Origin of the sequence: Microbacterium sp. PI-1 (assembly GCF_004337555.1) — a bacterium.
Classification (GTDB): domain Bacteria; phylum Actinomycetota; class Actinomycetes; order Actinomycetales; family Microbacteriaceae; genus Microbacterium; species Microbacterium aurugineum.
Genome location: NZ_SJYZ01000002.1, coordinates 164,479 through 184,152, shown reverse-complemented (window position 1 = coordinate 184,152; position 19,674 = coordinate 164,479). Strand labels below are relative to the sequence as shown.

19 protein-coding genes and 1 tRNA gene are annotated in these 19,674 nt (G+C 67.9%); 11 read left to right on the top strand and 9 right to left on the bottom strand.

What is annotated here, in order from left to right; all coding sequences use genetic code 11:
- Positions 1-26 precede the first annotated feature (26 nt).
- Entirely contained in the window at positions 27-311 is a 285-nt protein-coding gene (locus E0W80_RS02820) for a hypothetical protein (RefSeq protein WP_131491217.1), read from the top strand.
- Between the two features lie 24 nt (positions 312-335).
- Here E0W80_RS02820 and E0W80_RS02815 read toward each other — a convergent pair whose 3' ends face one another.
- The 5 genes from E0W80_RS02815 to E0W80_RS02795 form a co-directional block, all read right to left on the bottom strand.
- Positions 336-971 (bottom strand): CueP family metal-binding protein, encoded by a 636-nt coding sequence (locus E0W80_RS02815; RefSeq protein ID WP_194239254.1) that lies wholly within the window; start codon positions 969-971, stop codon positions 336-338.
- A 68-nt stretch (positions 972-1,039) separates the two neighbouring features.
- Positions 1,040-1,630 (bottom strand): DUF305 domain-containing protein, encoded by a 591-nt coding sequence (locus tag E0W80_RS02810; RefSeq protein ID WP_131491216.1) that lies wholly within the window; start codon positions 1,628-1,630, stop codon positions 1,040-1,042.
- 100 nt (positions 1,631-1,730) lie between these two features.
- The gene (locus E0W80_RS02805; protein WP_131491215.1) at positions 1,731-2,213 is read right to left on the bottom strand and encodes a DUF6153 family protein; all 483 of its coding nucleotides are present in this window, start codon (positions 2,211-2,213) and stop codon (positions 1,731-1,733) included.
- Between the two features lie 59 nt (positions 2,214-2,272).
- Entirely contained in the window at positions 2,273-2,461 is a 189-nt protein-coding gene (locus E0W80_RS02800) for a hypothetical protein (protein ID WP_131491214.1), read from the bottom strand.
- A gap of 137 nt (positions 2,462-2,598) precedes the next feature.
- Positions 2,599-2,671 (bottom strand) — tRNA-Ala (locus tag E0W80_RS02795).
- A 149-nt stretch (positions 2,672-2,820) separates the two neighbouring features.
- Here E0W80_RS02795 and E0W80_RS02790 point away from each other — a divergent pair.
- The 5 genes from E0W80_RS02790 to E0W80_RS02770 all read left to right on the top strand — a co-directional run bounded on the left by E0W80_RS02790 (position 2,821) and on the right by E0W80_RS02770 (position 8,577).
- Positions 2,821-3,891: an NAD(P)-binding domain-containing protein gene (locus tag E0W80_RS02790; RefSeq protein ID WP_131491213.1), complete on the top strand. Its 1,071-nt coding sequence runs from the start codon at positions 2,821-2,823 to the stop codon at positions 3,889-3,891.
- Between the two features lie 169 nt (positions 3,892-4,060).
- Entirely contained in the window at positions 4,061-5,497 is a 1,437-nt protein-coding gene (locus E0W80_RS02785) for a cytosine permease (RefSeq protein ID WP_131491212.1), read from the top strand.
- Positions 5,498-5,548: 51 nt separating this feature from the next.
- Entirely contained in the window at positions 5,549-6,688 is a 1,140-nt protein-coding gene (locus E0W80_RS02780; RefSeq protein WP_131491211.1) for an aminotransferase class I/II-fold pyridoxal phosphate-dependent enzyme, read from the top strand.
- A 9-nt stretch (positions 6,689-6,697) separates the two neighbouring features.
- Positions 6,698-7,354 (top strand): SDR family oxidoreductase, encoded by a 657-nt coding sequence (locus tag E0W80_RS02775; protein ID WP_131491210.1) that lies wholly within the window; start codon positions 6,698-6,700, stop codon positions 7,352-7,354.
- Between the two features lie 26 nt (positions 7,355-7,380).
- Positions 7,381-8,577, top strand: coding sequence for a glycoside hydrolase family 3 N-terminal domain-containing protein (locus tag E0W80_RS02770; RefSeq protein ID WP_240740441.1), 1,197 nt, complete (start codon positions 7,381-7,383; stop codon positions 8,575-8,577).
- A 7-nt stretch (positions 8,578-8,584) separates the two neighbouring features.
- Here the strand turns inward: E0W80_RS02770 and E0W80_RS02765 are convergent, their stop codons facing one another.
- From E0W80_RS02765 to E0W80_RS02755, 3 genes are read right to left on the bottom strand one after another with little or no spacing between them, the layout of a single operon-like run.
- Positions 8,585-9,448, bottom strand: coding sequence for a 3-methyladenine DNA glycosylase (locus E0W80_RS02765; RefSeq protein WP_131491209.1), 864 nt, complete (start codon positions 9,446-9,448; stop codon positions 8,585-8,587).
- A 1-nt stretch (position 9,449) separates the two neighbouring features.
- Entirely contained in the window at positions 9,450-10,475 is a 1,026-nt protein-coding gene (locus E0W80_RS02760) for a phosphatase domain-containing protein (protein WP_131491208.1), read from the bottom strand.
- 4 nt (positions 10,476-10,479) lie between these two features.
- Positions 10,480-11,151, bottom strand: coding sequence for a DedA family protein (locus E0W80_RS02755; RefSeq protein ID WP_047519906.1), 672 nt, complete (start codon positions 11,149-11,151; stop codon positions 10,480-10,482).
- Between the two features lie 41 nt (positions 11,152-11,192).
- Between E0W80_RS02755 and E0W80_RS02750 the strand changes: the two genes are divergently transcribed.
- From E0W80_RS02750 to holA, 5 genes are all read left to right on the top strand, one after another.
- Positions 11,193-12,524 carry an anthranilate synthase component I family protein gene (locus E0W80_RS02750; protein WP_240740440.1) on the top strand — a complete coding sequence of 444 codons (1,332 nt, stop codon included), beginning with the start codon at positions 11,193-11,195 and terminating at the stop codon, positions 12,522-12,524.
- A gap of 34 nt (positions 12,525-12,558) precedes the next feature.
- Positions 12,559-15,135 (top strand): leucine--tRNA ligase, encoded by a 2,577-nt coding sequence (leuS, locus tag E0W80_RS02745; RefSeq protein WP_131491207.1) that lies wholly within the window; start codon positions 12,559-12,561, stop codon positions 15,133-15,135.
- Between the two features lie 95 nt (positions 15,136-15,230).
- A complete protein-coding gene (locus E0W80_RS02740; protein ID WP_131491206.1) occupies positions 15,231-15,833 on the top strand; it encodes a ComEA family DNA-binding protein in 603 nt (200 codons plus the stop codon).
- The gene (locus E0W80_RS02735) at positions 15,830-18,160 is read left to right on the top strand and encodes a ComEC/Rec2 family competence protein (protein WP_240740439.1); all 2,331 of its coding nucleotides are present in this window, start codon (positions 15,830-15,832) and stop codon (positions 18,158-18,160) included. Before E0W80_RS02740 ends, E0W80_RS02735 begins: the two co-directional genes overlap by 4 nt.
- A 48-nt stretch (positions 18,161-18,208) precedes the next feature.
- Complete coding sequence (holA, locus tag E0W80_RS02730) at positions 18,209-19,246, top strand: DNA polymerase III subunit delta (RefSeq protein ID WP_131491205.1); 1,038 nt, start codon at positions 18,209-18,211, stop codon at positions 19,244-19,246.
- Between the two features lie 99 nt (positions 19,247-19,345).
- Here holA and rpsT read toward each other — a convergent pair whose 3' ends face one another.
- Positions 19,346-19,606, bottom strand: a complete 261-nt coding sequence (gene rpsT, locus E0W80_RS02725) for a 30S ribosomal protein S20 (RefSeq protein ID WP_047519918.1) — start codon at positions 19,604-19,606, stop codon at positions 19,346-19,348.
- Positions 19,607-19,674: the final 68 nt, after the last annotated feature.

The window sequence follows — 19,674 nt, the reverse complement described above, 5'->3', positions numbered from 1 at the left end:
CAGAGAGGAAGTCCTGGAGGGCCTACATGTCTGAACTGCCGGATCCGCGTTTCATGCTCAACCGCATCACGGCGTCGGAGTGGGTGATCAACGACCTTCGCTACTCGCCGAACGATCCGCGTCACGTGGTGGCGTGCGTGTACGAACTCGCCGAGACCGAAGTCGAGGTCACGTGGTTGCGCGATCTGCCGCTCGCGACACGCTACGGGACGGTGTTCGAGGTGCTCGAGGACGTCGAACGGTTGGGCGACTCGAATCGAGCGACACGGCCGATCTCCATCCCCCGTCAGCCGCCGCTGTTGGCGACCTAAAGACCCTGCCGGCGACGTTCCGGGTCAGAGCAGCTGCAGGTCGGTGATGCAGGTGGGGTCATCCGGCGACGTGGTGGAGATCGGTACCGCTCCGGTGAAGCCCGCGCTCTCGACGCTCAGCGTCGCCTCGATGCCCCGAGGCACCCAGAGACCCGTGAAGCCGTTGTCCTGAGTGCGCCGTGTCTCGTCGACGAGCACTGTTCCGTCAGCAGCGGTCAAGGTTATCCGCACCTCGGTGTCGGAGAGTTCGCCGATGCACGTCGTGAGGCTGTGGAAGTGGCACTCATGGGTCTGATCACGGAACGGCGCGACGGAGATATACACCGCGTCGCGGGGCAACGGCAGTCGGCCTTCACGGCCGTTCGCATCGCGAAGGACGAGTGCGTCCGGTTCGACGGACGCAAGGAGATCGGCCGGCCGGTCCGCGACGGGCATCGCATCCAGTCGCTCGACGACGTCGCCGACCTCGAGCCCGGTGAGGCCGTGCGCGGCGAGTATCTCCTGCGCCGCTGAGTCGACATCGGTGGGGGAAGGGGAAGCCGCGCATCCGGCAAGCGCGATCGCAGCGACGGCCAGCGCGGCGAATGCCGTGGATGGCTTCCATCTCCGTCGGCGCGAGGCGGAGAGAACAGGCGTGGTCGTGCGGAGAGGCTGATTCACGATGAAGTCCTTCGTACGAGGTGGGGCCGGTGTCAGCGGAGCACGCCGACACCGGCCCCTGAGCGGGATCAGAGAGCGGCCAGGAGGTCGTTCATCTCCTGGATCTCGTCGGTCTGGGCCTCGATGATCGCCTCGGCGAGTGCGATCGCCTCCGGGTCGTCTCCGTCCTCGACCTGCACCTGCGCCATCTCGACGGCGCCCTCATGGTGCACGATCATCTGTTCGAGGAAGAGGCGGGATGCTTCGAGGCCGTCGGCGGCGCGCAGCTGAGCGAGGTCGTCCTCGCTCATCATCCCGTCCCCGTGGTCCATCCCGCTCATGTCGCGATCGTCCGAGCGGATACCCCACTCGCCCAACCACCCTTGGAGTTGGTCGATCTCCGGCCCCTGAGCGGCCTTGATTCGCACGGCGAGGTCGGTCACCGCGGGGTCTACGCCCTCCGCATCGAGCACGAGGTCGCTCATCTCGATCGCCTGCTCGTGGTGGACGACCATCATCGATGCGAACATGACGTCGGCATCGTTGACGCCGGTCGAGGGCGACGCGGATCCGTGATCCATGCCGGGCATGGAAACGTCGTCGGTGCCGGTTCCGCAACCGGACAGAAGCAGGGCAGCGGACACGGTGAGCGCGGCTGTTGCCGCAGCACGAATCTTCATGGGATATCTCCAATATGCATGGTCGTTGCGCGCGCGCCGGACGGCGCCGCGCGAGGTGAGAAGCCGGGAGCCGGCGGAGGAGTGCGGGCTCGACAACTGCTCAGGTGCGACTGATGCAGAGAACGTGAAGAGAGGGAGCGCGGGGCAAGGCCTGTGCGCGGAAGGAAGGAAGGAATCGTGACTGGAGGAGTGGCTGGAGCCAGCCTCGGATCAGGCTCGGCACGAGGAGGAGCACGAGGGCGAGGAGGAGCCCGAGGACGCACATCATCGCCATGCTGACGTGATCGTCGGTTCCGCACGCCGGGCACGACATCTGGGTCGTGTCGGTGGGGCTCCCGGCCGGGGGTGCTTGCATGATCCCGTGTTGCACCGACGCGGGGTGTTCCCCCGAGATCGACGCGGGGTGCCCCCCCGAGATCGCCGCCGCTGCGGGGGCGTCCGCCGCCGCGGTTCCGTGCAGATTCAGGGTGTGCATGCCGATGAGCCCGACGATGATCGCAGCGACGAGCAGCACGCCCGACAGCACGCCTCGGAAGACGCTCGATGAGCTCCTTCCGGACCACGTCGCCGCCACCGATGCCATGAAAGTAAGTCTACGGGCCCAGGTGTAAGTGATCGCCCGGGAGGGAGGCGGTCGCCGGGTCAGACCTCGGTGTCGTCGGCGTCGTCGTCGGCTCCGGCGGCGACGCGGTCGGCCTCGGCGCTGTCGATGAGCGCGTCGTCCACGTCCGGGTCGAGGATGCGCTCACCGTCGACTTCCTGGGTGGGTGCTCCCTCGCGGTCCTCGTCGTCGGGGATCGGCGGAATCGGGGGAATGATCGGGTTCGACATGATCGCATCCTTTCGTCGAGATGTGTCGACGATACGACGGACCGTGCGCGGGCTGAACCGGGTTGACGGTCGTGAGGACGCGCGCTAGGACGGCTCCGCGAACGGAAGAAGCCCCCGGAGAACCGGGGGTTTTTCGGTGGACCTGAGGGGACTCGAACCCCTGACCCCCTGCATGCCATGCAGGTGCGCTACCAGCTGCGCCACAGGCCCAGACGCTGTTCCGAACCAGCCGGAGCAACTTGAAAAGAGTACTACACGAATCGACGCGAGCACCAATCCGGGTGAGCATCCCGGGCGCGTCCTCGTGTGCGGGAGGAGTGTGCAGGAACAAGCGCACCGACCGCGACGTTGAAGTCGGCGTGAGCATCCTCGACAGTCTGGTGATCGGCGCAGGGCAGGCCGGTCTCTCGGCATCGTTCCACCTCTCGCGGCTCGGGATCTCGCACGTGGTCCTCGACGCCGACGAGCGGCCCGGCGGCGCGTGGCAGCACCGATGGGACGCGCTGACGATGCGTGACGTGCACGGTGTCGCGGAGCTCCCGGGCGACACTCCGCCGCCGCGTGACGGTGCACGCGCCAACGAGGCCGTGCCCGCCTCCTTCGCCCGATACGAGAAGACCCATGCGCTTCCCGTGCTCCGCCCGGTGCACGTCGAGCGCGTGGAAGACCAGGATGGAGTGCTCGTCGTGCGAGCCCGGGAGGGGGAGTGGACGAGCCGCACGCTCGTGAATGCGACCGGTACCTGGTCGCACCCGTTCCTGCCGCACTTCCCCGGCATGGAGACGTTCGTCGGAGAGCAGCTGCACACCGTGGACTATCCGGGGCCGGAGCACTTCATCGGCAAACGCGTGCTCGTGGTGGGGGGAGGAGCGTCCGCCGTGCAGTTCCTCGGAGCGCTCGCGCCGATCACCGAGACCCTGTGGGTCACCCGCCGGGAGCCGGTCTGGCGGGACGACGACTTCACCCCCGAGGCGGGGGCCGCAGCGGTCGCCGTCGTCGAGCAGCGCGTCGCGGCCGGGCTTCCTCCGCAGAGCGTGGTCAGCGTCACCGGGCTCATGCTGCGCCCGCAGGAGCGCGAGGCGGAGCGTCTCGGAGCGTATGCCGACCGACGCCCCCTGTTCGAGCGGATCGAACCCGACGGTGTGCGCTGGGCGGACGGGAGTTTCGAGCGGGTCGACGTCATCCTGTGGGCCACGGGGTTCCGCCCCGCGATCACTCATCTGGCTCCTCTCCACCTGCGCAGCGCGGCCGGAGGTATCCAGCTCGACCGGAACGGGCGAGGCACGACCGCTGTCGTCGATCCCCGCGTGCAGCTGGTCGGCTACGGCCCCTCGGCGAGCACGATCGGTGCGAACCGTGCCGGTCGCTCGGCCGCGAAGGGTGTCCAGCGAGCACTGCGATCGTCGGACGCCCGCGTCACCAGCGGTTGAGCACCTCCTCGGTCTGGAACCCCGAAATCCTGAACGTCTGAGATACCAGACATCTCGCGTGACTCATCGGACATTTGTCGCAGGCAGTGGGCAATACTGCAGCAAATGGAGCGCGGGTCACACAAAAAGGTGTGGTCTGGCTGTACTGAATCAGGCGGAGGAACGGGCAATGGTGACCGAAATCAGCACGACGAAAACGCCCCCTGCGGGGATCATGACTCGCGAGATCAGAACGATCGAACGAGTTCCCGAGAGCGAAAGACACGGCAACCCAAGCAACCAATTCAGCCTGTGGTTCGGCGTGAATATGCAGATCACCGCGATCGTGGACGGGGCGCTCGCTGTCACATTCGGAACCGAAGCCTTGGCCGCGATCATCGGACTATTCCTCGGAAACGTCATCGGCGGCATCACGATGGCCCTGCATTCCGCGCAAGGGCCACGTCTCGGGGTTCCGCAGATGATCTCGAGTCGTGTTCAGTTCGGCGTGAAGGGGGCTGCGCTTCCGCTCTTCCTCACCATTTTGATGTATCTGGGCTTCCAGGCCACGAGCATCGTGCTGTGCGGGCAAGCGATAAACCTGATCTTCGGGCTCGAGATCCCGATGATCGGCATGCTCGTCTTCGGTGCTCTCACGACGGTCGTGGCGGTTGTCGGATACAAGCTGATCCACGTGATCGGGCGAATCGCTGCCGTGATCGGCGCGGTAGGTTTCGGCTACGTCGCCATACGACTTTTTCTGGGATACGACGTGTCCAGCGCCTTCGGTCAAGTCGATTTCAGCGGTGCATCGTTCATGCTCGCCGTCGCGCTTGCTGCGGGCTGGCAGATGACGTTCGCACCCTACGTCGCCGACTATTCCCGCTACCTGCCGAGCAAGACGACCGTGGCTTCGACGTTCTGGACGACCTTCCTCGGTTCCGTCATCGGAGCTCAGCTCGCAATGACGCTCGGCGTGCTGATCGCAGGCTCGGTGGGAGCTGGAGTCTTCCTCAACAGCCAGGTCGGCACACTCGGTGAAATCGCCGGAGGCGGTCTCATCGCGATCATCATGTATGTGGTCATCGTGGTGAACAAGCTCTCCGTGAACTCCCTGAATGCGTACGGCGGGTTCATGTGCATTCTTACGATTTTCACCGCGTGGACCAAGCAGCGTCGTGTTTCGCAATCGGTGCGCACGGGAATCATCGTGAGTTTCACCGTGCTCGCCGTCGTCTTCGCGATCCTCGCTAATGAAGTCGGATTCCTCGGTGCCTTCAGGAATTTCGTGCTGGCGCTCCTCTCGGTGTTCGTGCCGTGGAGTGTCATCAACCTCGTCGACTATTACCTGATCTCCAAAGAGCGTGTCAACATCCCCGCTCTCTACGATTCGAGTGGTCCCTACCGCGCCTTCAATCGGGTTGCCATCGGATGCTATTTCCTCGGCGTCGCCGTACAGATGCCGTTCATGAATCAGGCGCTCTACACCGGCCCCCTTGCGAACGCGATGGGTGGGGCTGACGTCTCTTGGATCGTCGCGATCGTCGTCACCGCAGCGGTCTACTACCCACTCGCGAAACGTACCCAGTACGTACCGGACGAGCTGATCACAGGCGCTGACGACTGAGCCTCGGAGTTCGCATTCCCCCGGATGTTCGACCCCACTTGAGGAGCCACCATGACCAGCGCCATCGGCGAACCAAAGCCCCGCCCCGAGATCTCCGACCTGCCCGAGTACCGTGCGGGCAAGCCGGCGACAGCGGTGCCGGGCCTCGACGCCGTGAAACTCTCATCGAACGAACGAAGCATGGAACCGAGCATCGGGCTGCGAGCGCGACTGCTCGAAGAGGTCAGATTCAACCGCTACCCGGATCCCGTCAACACCGAACTGCGTTCGGCCCTCGCGTCACGGCTCGGTGTACCTGCCGAACAGATCGTCACCGAGAGCGGCAGTCTCGGAGCCCTGCGATTGCTCCTTGATGCTCTTATTCCGCGATGGCGGGGGTACGGGCGCGACGAAACGGTGCCTGGGCCACCGGAGGTGGTGTACCCGTGGCGGTCGTTTGAGGCATACCCGATACTGGTGTCCGTCGCCGGGGCGGTTGGTGTTCCCGTTCCGCTGACGGACAGCGGGGCGAACGACCTCGATGCCATGGCCGAGGCGATCACGGATCGCACGAGAGCAGTGTTCTTGTGCACCCCGAACAATCCGACCGGTGGCGTCATCGGGCAGGAGGAGTTCACTCGCTTCGTTGGTCGTGTCCCCCCGGGGGTGCTCATCGTCATCGACGAGGCCTACACCGAGTACGTGGAAGATCCCTCCGCTCTCGACGGGCTTGCGGCCTTCAAAGCGCACCCGAACGTCGCAGTACTGCGCACCTTCTCGAAGGCCTTCGGACTTGCAGGTCTGCGCGTCGGCTACGCGATGGTCTCGACGCTGCTTGCTGACGCGATGTGGCGGATCCGACCGACGTTCGCAGTCACAGCGCTCGCTGAGCGTGCGGCGGTGCTCGCTCTCGAAGACGCCGAGGGTCTTGCCGAGCACGTGGCGGAAGTTCGCGAGGGGCGACGCGCGATCCACGCGGCGCTGTCGGCGGCAGGGGAAGCCCCTCTGGAATCCCAGTCGAACTTCGTCTGGTTCGATGCTCGCGACGCAGAGGCGTTCGAAGCACGGGCAGCTCAGGCTGCGATCTCGGTTCGGCGGTTGGGAACCGGCATCCGGATCACTGTGGGGAATGCCGCCGAGACGGAGCGAGTACTCGCACTCATCGCGGGGACGGCGATTCCGGACCGAGCCGACGTCAGCTCAGGCGCGTAGGGTGAGGGCATGTCACGCATCCTCGTGTTCGGCGGCCACGGCCGCATCGCCCTCCTGCTCGCTCCCTTGCTCGTCGAGCGAGGCGATGAGGTGACGGGGGTGATCCGCAACCCGGCCCATGTCGCCGACGTCGAAGCCGTCGGGGCGAAAGCGCTGGTCGCCGATGTCGAGAGTATGGACGTCGAGGCACTCGCCGAGATCATCCGCGGTCACGACGCGGTCGTCTGGTCCGCCGGTGCCGGGGGCGGATCCCCGGAGCGCACGTACGCGGTCGATCGCGATGCCGCGAAGCGCTCCATGAACGCGGCGGAGCGGGCCGGCGTGCGGCGCTATGTGATGGTCTCGTGGCTCGGGTCGACGGCGGACCACGGCGTTCCCGAGGACGACTCCTTCTTCCCCTACGCCGATGCCAAGTGGGCTGCGGACGAACACCTGCGCGCGAGCGGGCTCGAGGGCACGATCCTCGCACCGGGCGCGCTCACCTTCGACGAACCGACCTCACGGATCCAGATCGACCCCACGGGGCGGGGTGCGGTGTCTCGAGCCGATGTGGCCGCCGTCATCGCCGCATCGCTGCACGGGCCGTGCACGATCGGGCGGACGATCCGCTTCGGCAACGGCGACCCGGCGTCGGCGGTGCCCATCGCCGACGCGCTCGGCTGCTGACACGGCGGCGCCGCGGAGAAGTCACCATGTCCCGACCCCGACGATGGGCCGCCGGTGCTCTCGCGATCGTCGCGACCACGGTTCTCTGCGTCTCACCGGCGACTACGGCGTCGAGCGCTGTGCCGACGACGACTCCGACCGTCGCCGCAACGGCGGCTGAGCCCGGTGACTCGACCGCCCACGCGACCGCGCTCGTGCGAGGGATGTCGGTGGCGGAGCAGGCATCCACCGTGGTCATGGGGCATGTGGCAGGGACGGATCCGGCGATGCTCCGTTCGTACATGGAGTCCGGCCTCGGCGGGTTCATCCTCATGGGTGCCAACATTCCGGCGACCGAGGGCGAACTGCAGAGTCTGACCACCGCCCTGACGGTGGATCCCGAGCTGCCTCCGCTGATCGCGGTCGACCAGGAAGGTGGCATCGTGTCGCGCCTGCACGGTGATGACTACCCGGCGTCCTCGTCGTTGAAGCACCTCCCGGTCGCCGAGACGACCTCGGCGTTCACCGCCCGCGGTTCGCTGGTCGGGCGCGCGGGGATCACGGTGAACTTCGGAACTGTCGCCGACGTCACCGCAGATCCCGGGACCTTCATCTACGGACGTGCCCTCGGCACCGACCCGGCGAGCGCCGCCGACCGGGTGTCCGCCGCGACCACCGCCCAGGAGCAGTTCGTCGCCTCCACCCTCAAACACTTCCCCGGACACGGTGCAGCGCCCGGCGACTCGCATCATGTGATCCCGAGCACGACGATGGGACTCGACCAGTGGCGCGAGACCGAGGCGGTGCCCTTCGCAGCGGGGATCGACGCCGGGGCATCCCTCCTGATGTACGGCCACCTCGCCTACACGGCCGTCGACGCATCGCCGGCGTCTCTTTCCGCGAAGTGGCATGAGATCGCCAGGGAGGAGCTCGGCTTCGACGGGGTCGCGGTGACGGATGATCTCGGAATGCTGTTGTCATCCGGCGATCCCGCCTATGCGGATCCGGTCGCGAACGGAGTGGCCGCGATCGCGGCGGGAAACGACCTCGTGCTGATGATCGCCGGTTCCGATGCGAATACGGCGGGCGCGATGGCGGCGGGCATCGCCACGGCGGTGGAGAAGGGCACCCTGCCGGCGGAGCGACTCGAAGAGGCGGCGACGCGCGTCGTCGCACTGCGGCTGGAGCTCGCTGCGGCCGCGGCACCGTGGGCGGTCTGCGACGATTGCACGCCGGCGGGCTGACCGGTGCTCAGGCGGCCTCGCGTGCTCCGTCGCCGAGCCAGGCGTTCAGCAGCGCGGTGCGGAGGGCGGTGCCACGCTCGGCGAAGACTCGCTGCCTGCGCACATACTCTGCTTTTCCCTCGGGTGTCTCGATGGGCACGGGAACCACATCCCACGCGGAGAGATCGTACGGTGCCGCTTGCATGTCGAGGAGTCGGATGTCTCGCGCGAGTTCGAACGAATCCAGGAGCAGTTCGCCGGGGATCAGGGGACCGAGCTTCGTCGCCCACTTGTACAGGTCCATGCCCGCGTGCAGACAGCCGGGCTGCTCGAACAGAGGCTGCTCGTCGCGGCTCAACGCGGTGCGGTTGCGGGGGACCGCTTCGGGGGTGAAGAAGCGGAAGGCGTCGAAATGGGTGCAGCGGAGTTCGTGATTCTCGACCACGGCATCCGTCCCGGCCTGCCCCAGCCGCAGCGGAACCGCGTGGCGGTGCTCCTCGGCGCGATACACCATCGCCCACTCGTGCAGACCGAAGCAGCCGAACTGCCCGGGACGCGATGCCGTGCGGCGGAGCATCTTCTCGATGAGAGCCGCCAGCTCCGCCTTCTCCTGGCCGAACGCGAAGGCATCGGGCACAGCGCTCCCCGCAGATCGTCCGGGGGAGTACCAGCGCCAGTCGAGGCGTTCGACGGCGTCGGCCAGCTCGACACCCGCTCCGGGATGCCAGCGACGCAGCTGTGCGGGCTTGTAGGAGTAGTACGTGAACAGGAAATCCCAGAGCGGGTGCTTCTCGGCCCTGGTCGCACGATCCCGGTGGGCAGCGGTGAGGGCATCCGCGCGGTCGCGATGCGCCTCTTCACGGAGCAGCCAGTCCTGACGGGCGAGAGACATGTCAGTGCAGGATGCCGGCCTCGCCGAGCAGATCGCGCAGCCCGGCGCCGTCTTCGGCGCTCACCCAGGGGGCGACGTCTTCGGAATGGGGCTCACGGCCGGCGCGGCCACCGGCCAGGACCGCCTCGGCGGGAAGCAGGCGACGGATGGCCACCCCGGCGACGGAATCGGGATGCTCGTCCATGAACTGCGAGTAGATCGCCTCGTCGTGCTGTCCGTCGTCTCCGATCAGGAGCCACTTGACATCGGGGAACTCCGTCGCGAGACGTCGCAGGTTGGTGAGCTTGTGCTCGCGCCCGCTGCGGAACCAGCGCTCGTGCGTGGGTCCCCAGTCGGTGAGGAGCATGGAACCCGCGGGGAAGAGATGGCGTCCGAGGAAGCGCCACAGCGTCGGGGCGACGTTCCACGCGCCGGTGGAGAGGTACACCATCGGGGCACCCGGATGCTGTCGCAGCAGCTGGTCGAGCAGCACGGCCATCCCCGGCACGGGGAGGCGCGCGTGTTCGTCGAGCACGAAGGAGTTCCAGAAAGCGATGAAGGGACGAGGCAGGGCCGTCACCATCACGGTGTCGTCGACATCGGACACGACGCCGAACCTGGTGCCCTCGGCGACGACGAAAGCTCGTGCCTCCACGGGCTCCTGTGCCTCCACGGAGAACGTGAACGTCTGCCAACCCGGTTCCAGGTCGACGTGGATCGTCGAGTCGACCACCCCGCCACGATCGGCGACGACCTGGTGCGTGGAGTCGCCGATCTGCACGGTCACCGCGGCGAAACCCACCGGGATGCCGACGAAGCTGCGCCAGCCGCGGACACTCGCCGGCTCCCCGTCGCGTGTGCGGCGCTGCGGGGGGACGATCAGCACGCGACCCACGACACGCACCCAGCCGGGACCCCCGTATCCGGGAAACGGGAGGATGGTCGCGACGCGGCCACGACGGCGCGCGCGACCTTCACGCCAGACATGCAGGCGGTGTTCGAGTCGGGCGAACCAGTGGATCCGGGGCGCCGGGGGAGCGGATGCCATTGCCTCAGTCTTTCACGTCGGCGTCGGCCTCTGTCTCCGGAGCCTTCAGGTGACGGGCCTCAGCCCGCTGCAGCAGCTTCTTGCCGAGGTAGATCAGCAGCAGGAACACGGCGATCACACCGACGAAGATGTACCCCGCGAAGTGCACGCGGTCGACGAGTTCCCGGAAGCTGCCCGCCGCGAGGGAGGTGACGCTCACGTAGGCGGTCGCCCAGAGGACGCACGCGGGTGCCGTCCAGGCGAGGAACTTGCGGTACGGGTATTCGCTCATGCCGACGGTCAGGGGCACCAGCGAATGCAGGACGGGCAGGAAGCGCGAGAGGAAGATCGCGATGCCGCCGCGGCGTTCGAGGTAGTTCTCGGCGCGCACCCAGTTGTGCTCGCCGATCCGTCGTCCCAGCCAGGACACACGGATGTGGGGTCCCAGCCAGCGCCCGAGCCAGAATCCGATGCTCTCGCCGATCAAGGCGCCGATCACGACCGCGACGCCCATCGCGATGCCCTCCAGGGGAGTCGCCACCCCCATCGAGGCGATGATCACGATCGTGTCACCGGGAACGATGAGCCCGATCAGGATGCTCGTCTCGAGCATGACAGCGAGTCCGGCGATCAGGGTGCGAGCGACCGGATCGACCGACTGCACGGTGTCGAGGAGCCAGATCAGGAGGTCGTCCACCCCATGAGGATACGGGAGCAGCCCGGTCCTAGGCTGGAAAGGTGCCCGAACCGCTGACTGCTCATCCGCTTCCCACCTGGGTGGAGCCGTCTTCCGTGTTTCGGATGATCGAGGCGCGGGGCATCGACGTCTTCTGGCTGGATGCCGGCGCGCGGGCGACGGAAGGCTGGAGCTTCATCGGGACGGGGAAGCGTTCGAGCCTCCCGCGGGACGTGCCTCTCGACGCCCCTTCGACCGACCCGTCGCGGCCGCCGTTCACCGGGGGGTGGGTGGGCTGGCTCGACTACGAGAGCGGAGCATCGGCGTCCGGCGCACCGGTCGCACAGCCGGAGGAGACGCCAGGAGGGTCCTGGTTGCTCGTCACGCATGTCGTCGCCTTCGATCATGCACGCCGTCACACCTGGGCTCTCTCCTCCGCAGATGACCTCGAGGTCTGGACGGACGAGGTCCACGCAGCGACGGAAGCCGCTGAGCGTCCCGGCAGTGAGGAATCCTTTGCGGGCGCGGCCGCGGCCCCACGTGTTGCGGAGCCCAGGCACACCCCACACGAATACCTCGCACTCATCGAACGCTGCCGTGACCTCATCCGCGCAGGCATCGCCTACCAGCTGTGCCTGACCACACGCTTCACCGTTCCCGGCACCCATGACCCGGTCGCCGTGTACGACCGCCTCCGAGGAGCGACTCCCGCCCACCACGGCGGTTTCGTCCGCATCGGCGACCACACGCTGCTGAGCGCCAGTCCGGAACAGTTCCTCCACGCCGAAGGGGGAGTGATCCGGACGCGCCCCATCAAGGGAACGAGGCCCCGGAGCGCCGATCCCCTCGAAGACGCCGCGCTCGCCGCAGAACTCGCCGGCGACCGCAAGGAGCGTGCGGAGAACGTCATGATCGTCGACCTCATGCGCAACGACCTGTCGCGGGTGTGCGTGCCCGGGACGATCCGCGTGGAAGGGCTCTGGGCGGTCGAGAGCTATCCCGCCGTGCACCAGCTGGTGAGCACCGTGAGCGGAAGGGCAGACCCGGGGGCCACGGTCGGCGCCCTTCTCGACGCGACCTTCCCCGCCGGCAGTATGACGGGAGCGCCCAAGCTCTCGGCGATGACCAGGCTGCACGAACTCGAAGGCGGCGCGCGGGGAGTGTACGCGGGGTGCTTCGGCTACATCGGCGCGGACGGGGTGCTCGACCTCGCCATGGTCATCCGCAGCATCCTCCTCGACGGAGAGAAGGCGGTGGTCGGTGCGGGCGGCGGAATCACCTGGGGTTCGATCGCCGCTGCCGAGGTCGCCGAGGTGGCGATCAAGGCGCGGGCGCCGCTCGCCGCCCTCGGTGCGGAAACGCCTGCGTCCTGGCGTTCCGATATCCTGAACTGATCCCGCTTTTCCCTTCAGATTGGTCGTGCGTTCGTTGTCTGAGAACCTGTCCACCGCCCCTGCCGACGACGAGGCCCCGTCGGCGCACGCCATCCAGAACAAGTGGCAGAAGTACTGGGCGGAGAACGGCACGTTCCTCACGGGCGGCGACGACGACACCCGGCCGCGCCGATACGTGCTCGCGATGTTCCCGTACCCGTCCGGCGACCTGCACATGGGCCACGCGGAGAACTACCTCTACTCCGACATCGTGGCGCGCTTCTGGCGCCACCGCGGGCACAACGTCCTGAATCCGATCGGCTGGGACTCGTTCGGGTTGCCCGCGGAGAACGCCGCGATCCGTCAGGGAGCCGACCCTCGGGACTGGACCTATCAGAACATCGCGCAGCAGAAGGTGGGCTTCGAGGCGTACGGCGTCTCGTTCGACTGGAGCCGCGTGCTGCACACGTCCGACCCCGAGTACTACCGCTGGAACCAGTGGCTGTTCTTGAAGCTGTACGAGCGCGGGCTGGCGTATCGCAAGAAGAGTCCGGTCAACTGGTGCCCGAACGACCAGACGGTGCTGGCGAACGAGCAGGTCGTCGACGGACGCTGTGATCGCTGTGGCGCCGAGGTGGTCAAGAAGAAGCTCACGCAGTGGTACTTCCGGATCACCGACTACGCCGACCGTCTGCTCGACGACCTGAACCAGCTCGAGGGATTCTGGCCGCACAAGGTGCTGCAGATGCAGCGCAACTGGATCGGTCGCTCGGTGGGTGCCGACGTCGACTTCCTGATCGAGGGTCGCGAGGAGCCGGTCACGGTGTTCTCGACGCGCCCCGACACGCTGCACGGCGCCACGTTCTTCGTGGTCGCACCCGACTCCGACCTGGCATCCGAGCTCGCCGCCGGCGCCTCCGAGGATGTGCGTGAGCGCTTCCAGACGTACCTGGAGCAGGTGCAGAAGGAGACCGACATCGATCGGCAGTCCACGGACCGCCCGAAGACCGGTGTGTTCCTCGAGCGCTACGCGATCAACCCGGTCAACGGCGAGAAGCTGCCGGTGTGGGCAGCGGACTACGTGCTGGCCGACTACGGACACGGGGCGGTCATGGCTGTCCCGGCACACGATCAGCGCGACCTGGACTTCGCCCGTGCGTTCGATCTGCCCGTCAAGGTCGTCGTCGACACGACCGCTCCCGTCACGGGGGCGATGCCCGTGATCGAGGTCGATGAGGACGGCGTGCCGATCGACACCGGTGCCGCGCTTGAAGAGCAGAGCCCCGCGGCCACCGGCATCGCTCTCACGGGCGAGGGCCGCATGATCAACTCGGGCGCTCTGAACGGTCTGTCCAAGCGCAACGCCATCGCGCGGGCGATCGAGCAGCTGGAGGCATCGGGCACCGGCCGTGCCGCCAAGAACTACCGTCTGCGTGACTGGCTGATCTCGCGTCAGCGGTTCTGGGGCACACCGATCCCGATGCTGCATGCCGAGGACGGGAGCATCATCCCGGTTTCCGAGGACAAGCTCCCTGTGAAGCTGCCGAGCGTCGAGGGGCTCGACCTCAAGCCCAAGGGGACGTCGCCGCTGGGCGGTGCCGAGAGCTGGGTCCGTACGACGGACCCGCAGACGGGCGACCCGGTGCTGCGCGACCCCGACACGATGGACACGTTCGTGGACAGCTCGTGGTACTTCCTGCGCTTCCTCTCGCCGAACAGCGACACCGTGGCGTTCGATCCCGCGCAGGCGGCCCGCTGGGCGCCGGTCGACTCCTACATCGGCGGCGTCGAGCACGCGATCCTGCACCTGCTGTACGCGCGCTTCATCACGAAGGTGCTCTTCGACATGGGGCTGATCGACTTCACCGAGCCCTTCTCGAACCTGATCAACCAGGGCATGGTGCTGCTCGACGGGCAGAAGATGTCCAAGAGCAAGGGCAACCTGGTGCTCTTCCAGGAGGAGCTCGACGCCCACGGCGCCGACGCCCTGCGTGTCGGGCTGGCGTTCGCCGGGCCCGTGGAAGACGACAAGGACTGGGCCGACGTCTCGACGACCGGCGCTCAGAAGTTCCTGGCACGCGCGATGCGCGTCGCCGGCGAGGTGTCGAGCCCCGTCGACGTGGTCTTCGACGGCGGTGACGCCGCTCTCCGCCGTGCCACGCACAAGTTGCTCTCGGAGGCACCGGCACTCGTCGAGCAGACGAAGTTCAACGTCCTGGTCGCGCGCCTCATGGAGCTCGTGAACATCACCCGCAAGACGATCGATGGTGCCGCCGGTGCAGGGGACCCCGCCGTGCGCGAGGCGGCGGAGACGATCGCCGTGATGCTCGACCTGATCGCGCCGCACACTGCGGAGGAGATGTGGGAGATGCTCGGTCACGAGCCCTCTGTCGGCCTCGTGACGTGGCGCTCCGCCGACCCGGCGCTTCTGGTCGAGGACACGGTCACGGCCGTCGTGCAGGTCGGGGGCAAGGTGCGTGCGCAGCTCGAGGTTCCGGCGCGGATCGGCGAGTCCGAGCTCGAGGCGCTCGCCCGTGCGGACGAGCGTGTGATCCGTTCCATCGGAGACCGCGAGATCGTGAAGGTCGTCGTGAGGGCGCCCAAGATCGTCAGCTTCGTCGTCAAGGGCTGATCGCCTCTTCTCCACGGTGGACGCCCGGGACGGGTTGTCCACCGTGGATGTTTCGGGACGCTCGGGGGATCCGCGCCCTCGTCTAGCTTGGCCGGATGGCATCCCCGCAGGCACCGTCTCCTCCGCCGCTCCGGCGTCGGCTGCGGCTGAGCATCGGCGCGGCCGTGGTGCTGGGACTCGTGGTCCTGTCGGCGGCTGTCGGATTGGGTATCCTCCGCGGGCAGACGCCGCCCACCGAGTCCGTGTCGCTCACGGACGATGAGGCGAGGGCGGGGTCCACCGGAGAGCTCTACGTCCACGTGCTCGGCGCGGTGGCGGCTCCCGGTCTCTACGTGCTCGATCCGGACGCGCGACTCGTCGACGCCCTGGCGGCTGCGGGCGGGACCACGGACGTCGCCGACCTCGCGGCGGTCAATCTTGCGCGGCTGCTCGAAGACGGCGAGCAGATCATCGTGCCGACGGTCGGCGCCGCTGCTGCCGAGTCGGGAGCCGCCCCTGCCGGGGACGACAGGATCGATCTCAACACCGCGGACCAGGCGGCGCTGGAGACTCTCCCGCGCATCGGTCCGGCACTCGCGGCACGGATCATCGCGTGGCGGGAAGAGAACGGTCGCTTCCGTTCCGTGGACGACCTGCTCGCCGTCCCCGGCATCGGGGAGAAGCTTCTCGCCGGCATTCGGGATGGCGCACGGGTGTGAGGCGTCGTGACCTGCGGCTGCTGCCTCTCGCCGTCGCGGTCTGGGCGGTGGCGCTGTTGTGCGTGCTGCTCCCCGCGGCGGCGTGGGGGTGCGCGGCCCTCTGCGGAACCGGAGCGGTGGCTGTCGTGGCGCATCTTCTCCACCGCCGCGGCTCGCGCGCGCGGCCGTCCGCGTGCGGTGGGGTTCTCGTCGTCGTGCTCTCCGCGGCCGCAGGCACCGCTCTGGCAGTGGGATTCGCGCAACCTGTGCGCGAGCGGGTGTCGGAAGAGGGAGGCCGTGTCGTCGAGATCGTCGCCGACGTCACGTCCTCCGCATCGATCGGACAGGACGGACGTCAGTGGTTCGATGCAGCCACCGCTGCCGTCGGACCCCCGGGCCAGACGGAGGCTGCGGCTGCACCGGTGCGCATCGGCATCGAACCGCGCGACGGGTTCGAACTCGGTGCACGGATCCGCGTCGTGGGGGAGGCGTCCGCGACGGACGCGGGGGAGCGCGCCACCCTGGTCGTCTTCGCGAGCGAGGCGGAGGTGGTCGAGCCAGCGGGTGGCGTGTTCGCTGCTGCGGCGACCCTCAAGCACGCCTTCGTCGCCCGGTCGTTGCGTCTGCCCGAACCCGGTGCCGGTCTGCTGCCGGGGCTCGCGGTGGGCGACACCAGGGCGGTCACCCCGGAGCTGAACGACGACATGCGCACGAGTGGACTCAGCCACTTGACGGCCGTCTCCGGGGCGAACTGCGCGATCGTCGTCGTCGCGCTCTTCGGGCTGACGGCGTTGTGCGGAGGAGGGCGCGCATTGCGCGTCGTGCTCTCCCTCGCGGGCTTGGCCGGGTTCGTCGTCTTGGTCACTCCGGAGCCGAGCGTCATCCGCGCAGCGGTCATGGCGGCCACCGGGATGCTCACCGTGCTGCTCGGACGTCCGAGTGCGGGCGCGGGCATGCTCTGCCTGTGCACCGTGGGCATACTCCTCGCCGATCCGTGGCTCGCGACGTCACCGGGTTTCGCGCTCTCGGTGGCGGCATCCGGGGCGTTGATACTGCTCGCCCCGCCTCTTGCCCGGGGGCTGGCGACAGTCATGCCCGACACGGTGGCGCTGGCGATCGCGGTCCCGCTCGCCGCGCAACTGGCATGCGGGCCGATCATCGCCTTGTTCGCAGAGCAGCAATCGCTGATCGGGGTCGCTGCGAATCTCCTCGCCGCTCCGGCGGCACCGATCGCCACGGTGATCGGTCTGCTGGCGTGTCTTGCTGCGCCGTTGCCGTTCCTCGCTGATCTGCTGACAGCGGCGTCCTGGCTTCCCGCCGCTTGGATCGCGACGACCGCCACGACGACGGCGCGACTGCCGAACGCGCAGCTGCTGCTTCCGGCGGGGTTCGGCAGCGCGGCATTGGTGGCACTCGTCAGCGTGTGCATGTCGGTCGTCCTCCTCCGATCCGCTGATGTTCCGCGCCGGCCGGCCACCGTGCGTGCGATGGTGTTCCTGCGACGCGGCGCGGCGGCGGTCCTCATCATCGTGTCGTCGCTCGCCGGTGCCCGCATTCTCCTCGACGGTCCGCTCGCGACCGTGGCGTCGCCGGAGGGATGGTCCGTCGCCGCGTGCGACGTCGGTCAAGGAGATGCGCTGATCGTGCGCTCCGGCGACGGCGTCGCACTGATCGACACCGGGCCGGCGCCGGAACCGCTGGAAGCGTGTCTGCGATCTCTCGGGGTGGAGCGGATCGACCTCCTCGTCCTGACACATTTCGACCTCGACCACGTCGGCGGGACCACCGCCGTCGTCGGTCGGGTGGACGCGGTGCTGCACGGACCCGTCACCGAGGATTCCGAGCGGCGCCTCCTTGCCGCGCTCCTCGACGGCGGTGCACGTGTCGACGAGGCCTGGGCAGGACAGCAGGGCGAACTCGGGGAGGCGACGTGGCGTGTCCTCTGGCCCCGGAGCGGGTCTCCTGTCTTTCCCTCAGGCAATGACGCCAGTGTGGTGATGGAGTTCGACGGGGGAGGAGTGCCGCGATCGCTGTTCCTCGGAGACCTCGCTGCGGCCTCCCAGCGCATGCTGATGCGTGCGGCAGACCTCGGCGGGTACGACGTGGTCAAGGTGGCCCATCACGGCAGCGCGGATCAGGACCCCGGCCTGTACGAGGCGCTTCGGGCCCGGGTGGCGTTGTTCAGCGTCGGTGCGGACAACGACTACGGTCATCCGCGTGTCGAGACTCTCGACCTACTGACAGCGACCGGGGCGCAGGATCTGCGCACGGACCAGCAGGGGAGGATCCTGCTCGGTGTGCACGGCGACGAACTGCAGGTGTGGACGGAGCGTGCAGGTGAGGAGTGAGGAGAATGCCAGCCGAGCGGTGTCGGTGAGCGCCGGTAGGCTGGACCCATGGCAGCTTCGCGTACCCCCTCTCGCAGTGGTGCGAAGCCCACCAAGATCCCGCAGGTGCCGTGGCGCGAACCGCACCCCGCGCCGATCGTGCTCGTCTCGGGGCCGGAAGAGGTGTGCGCAGAGCGTGCGATCGCCGGCGTGCGCGACTACCTGCGCGCGGAAGATCCTGCACTCGAAGTCAGTGACGTGCGGGCCGACGACTACGCCCCGGGCACACTGCTGTCCCTCACTTCTCCCTCGCTGTTCGGAGAACCGCGACTGGTGCGCGTCTCGGGTGTCGAGAAGTGCTCCGACGCCTTCATCCAGGAGGCCGTGTCGTACCTCGACAACCCCCAGGAGGGGGCGACGGTCATCCTTCGCCACACGGGCGCCAGCGTGCGTGGCAAGAAGCTGCTCGACGCTCTTCGCGCCGGTACCGGCGGAGGCATCGAGATCGCCTGCCCGGCGGTCAAGCGCGACAGCGACCGAGTGGACTTCGCCGCCGGAGAGTTCCGGGCGGCCAAGAAGCGCATCGCGCCGGCAGCCCTGCGTGCGCTCGTCTCCGCGTTCGCGGACGACCTGACCGAACTGGCGGCGGCCTGCCAGCAGCTCATCGGCGACGTCGACGGAGACATCTCGGAAGAGATCGTCACGAAGTACTACGGCGGTCGCGTCGAGGTCTCGGCGTTCGTCGTCGCGGATACGGCGATCGCCGGCCGCTACGGCGAAGCGCTCGTCGCGCTCCGGCACGCGCTGTCGTCCGGCGCCGACCCGGTGCCGATGGTCGCCGCCTTCGCGATGAAGCTCCGGACGATGGCGCGCGTGGCAGGCAACCGCGAGCCCAGCCGACAGCTCGCGCAACGCCTGGGGATGAAGGATTGGCAGGTCGATCGCGCCCGCCGCGACCTCGCCGGCTGGAACGAGCGCTCTCTCGGGATGGCCATCCAGGCGACAGCCCGAGCCGATGGTGAGGTCAAGGGAGCGGCCCGCGACCCGATCTTCGCCCTGGAGCGCATGGTCACCGTGATCGCCACGCGCCAGCCCTTCGGCGAGTAACCGTCCCCCGCTTTCTCGATCCCGCGGGGGCCTCGAACCCGAGGGGACGAAGAAGGCCCGCCCCGATGAACGGGACGGGCCTTCCTGAGAAGCTTCGGCTCAGAGGGAAGCGACCTGCTTGGCGAGCGACGACTTGCGGTTCGACGCCTGGTTCTTGTGCAGGACACCCTTGCTGACGGCCTTGTCGAGCTTGACGGAAGCCTTCTTCAGGCCGGCCTCGGCTGCTGCCTTGTCGCCGGCGGTGACTGCCGTGCGGGTGGAGCGGATGAGGGTCTTGAGCTCGCTCTTCACGGCCTTGTTGCGCTCGTGTGCCTTCGCGTTGGTCTTGTTGCGCTTGATCTGCGACTTGATGTTTGCCACGTGTGGACGCTTTCTGTACAGGAGTGTTCGGAATGCCGGCAGCAGAAGAGGGCTGCTGCACAGCGGTC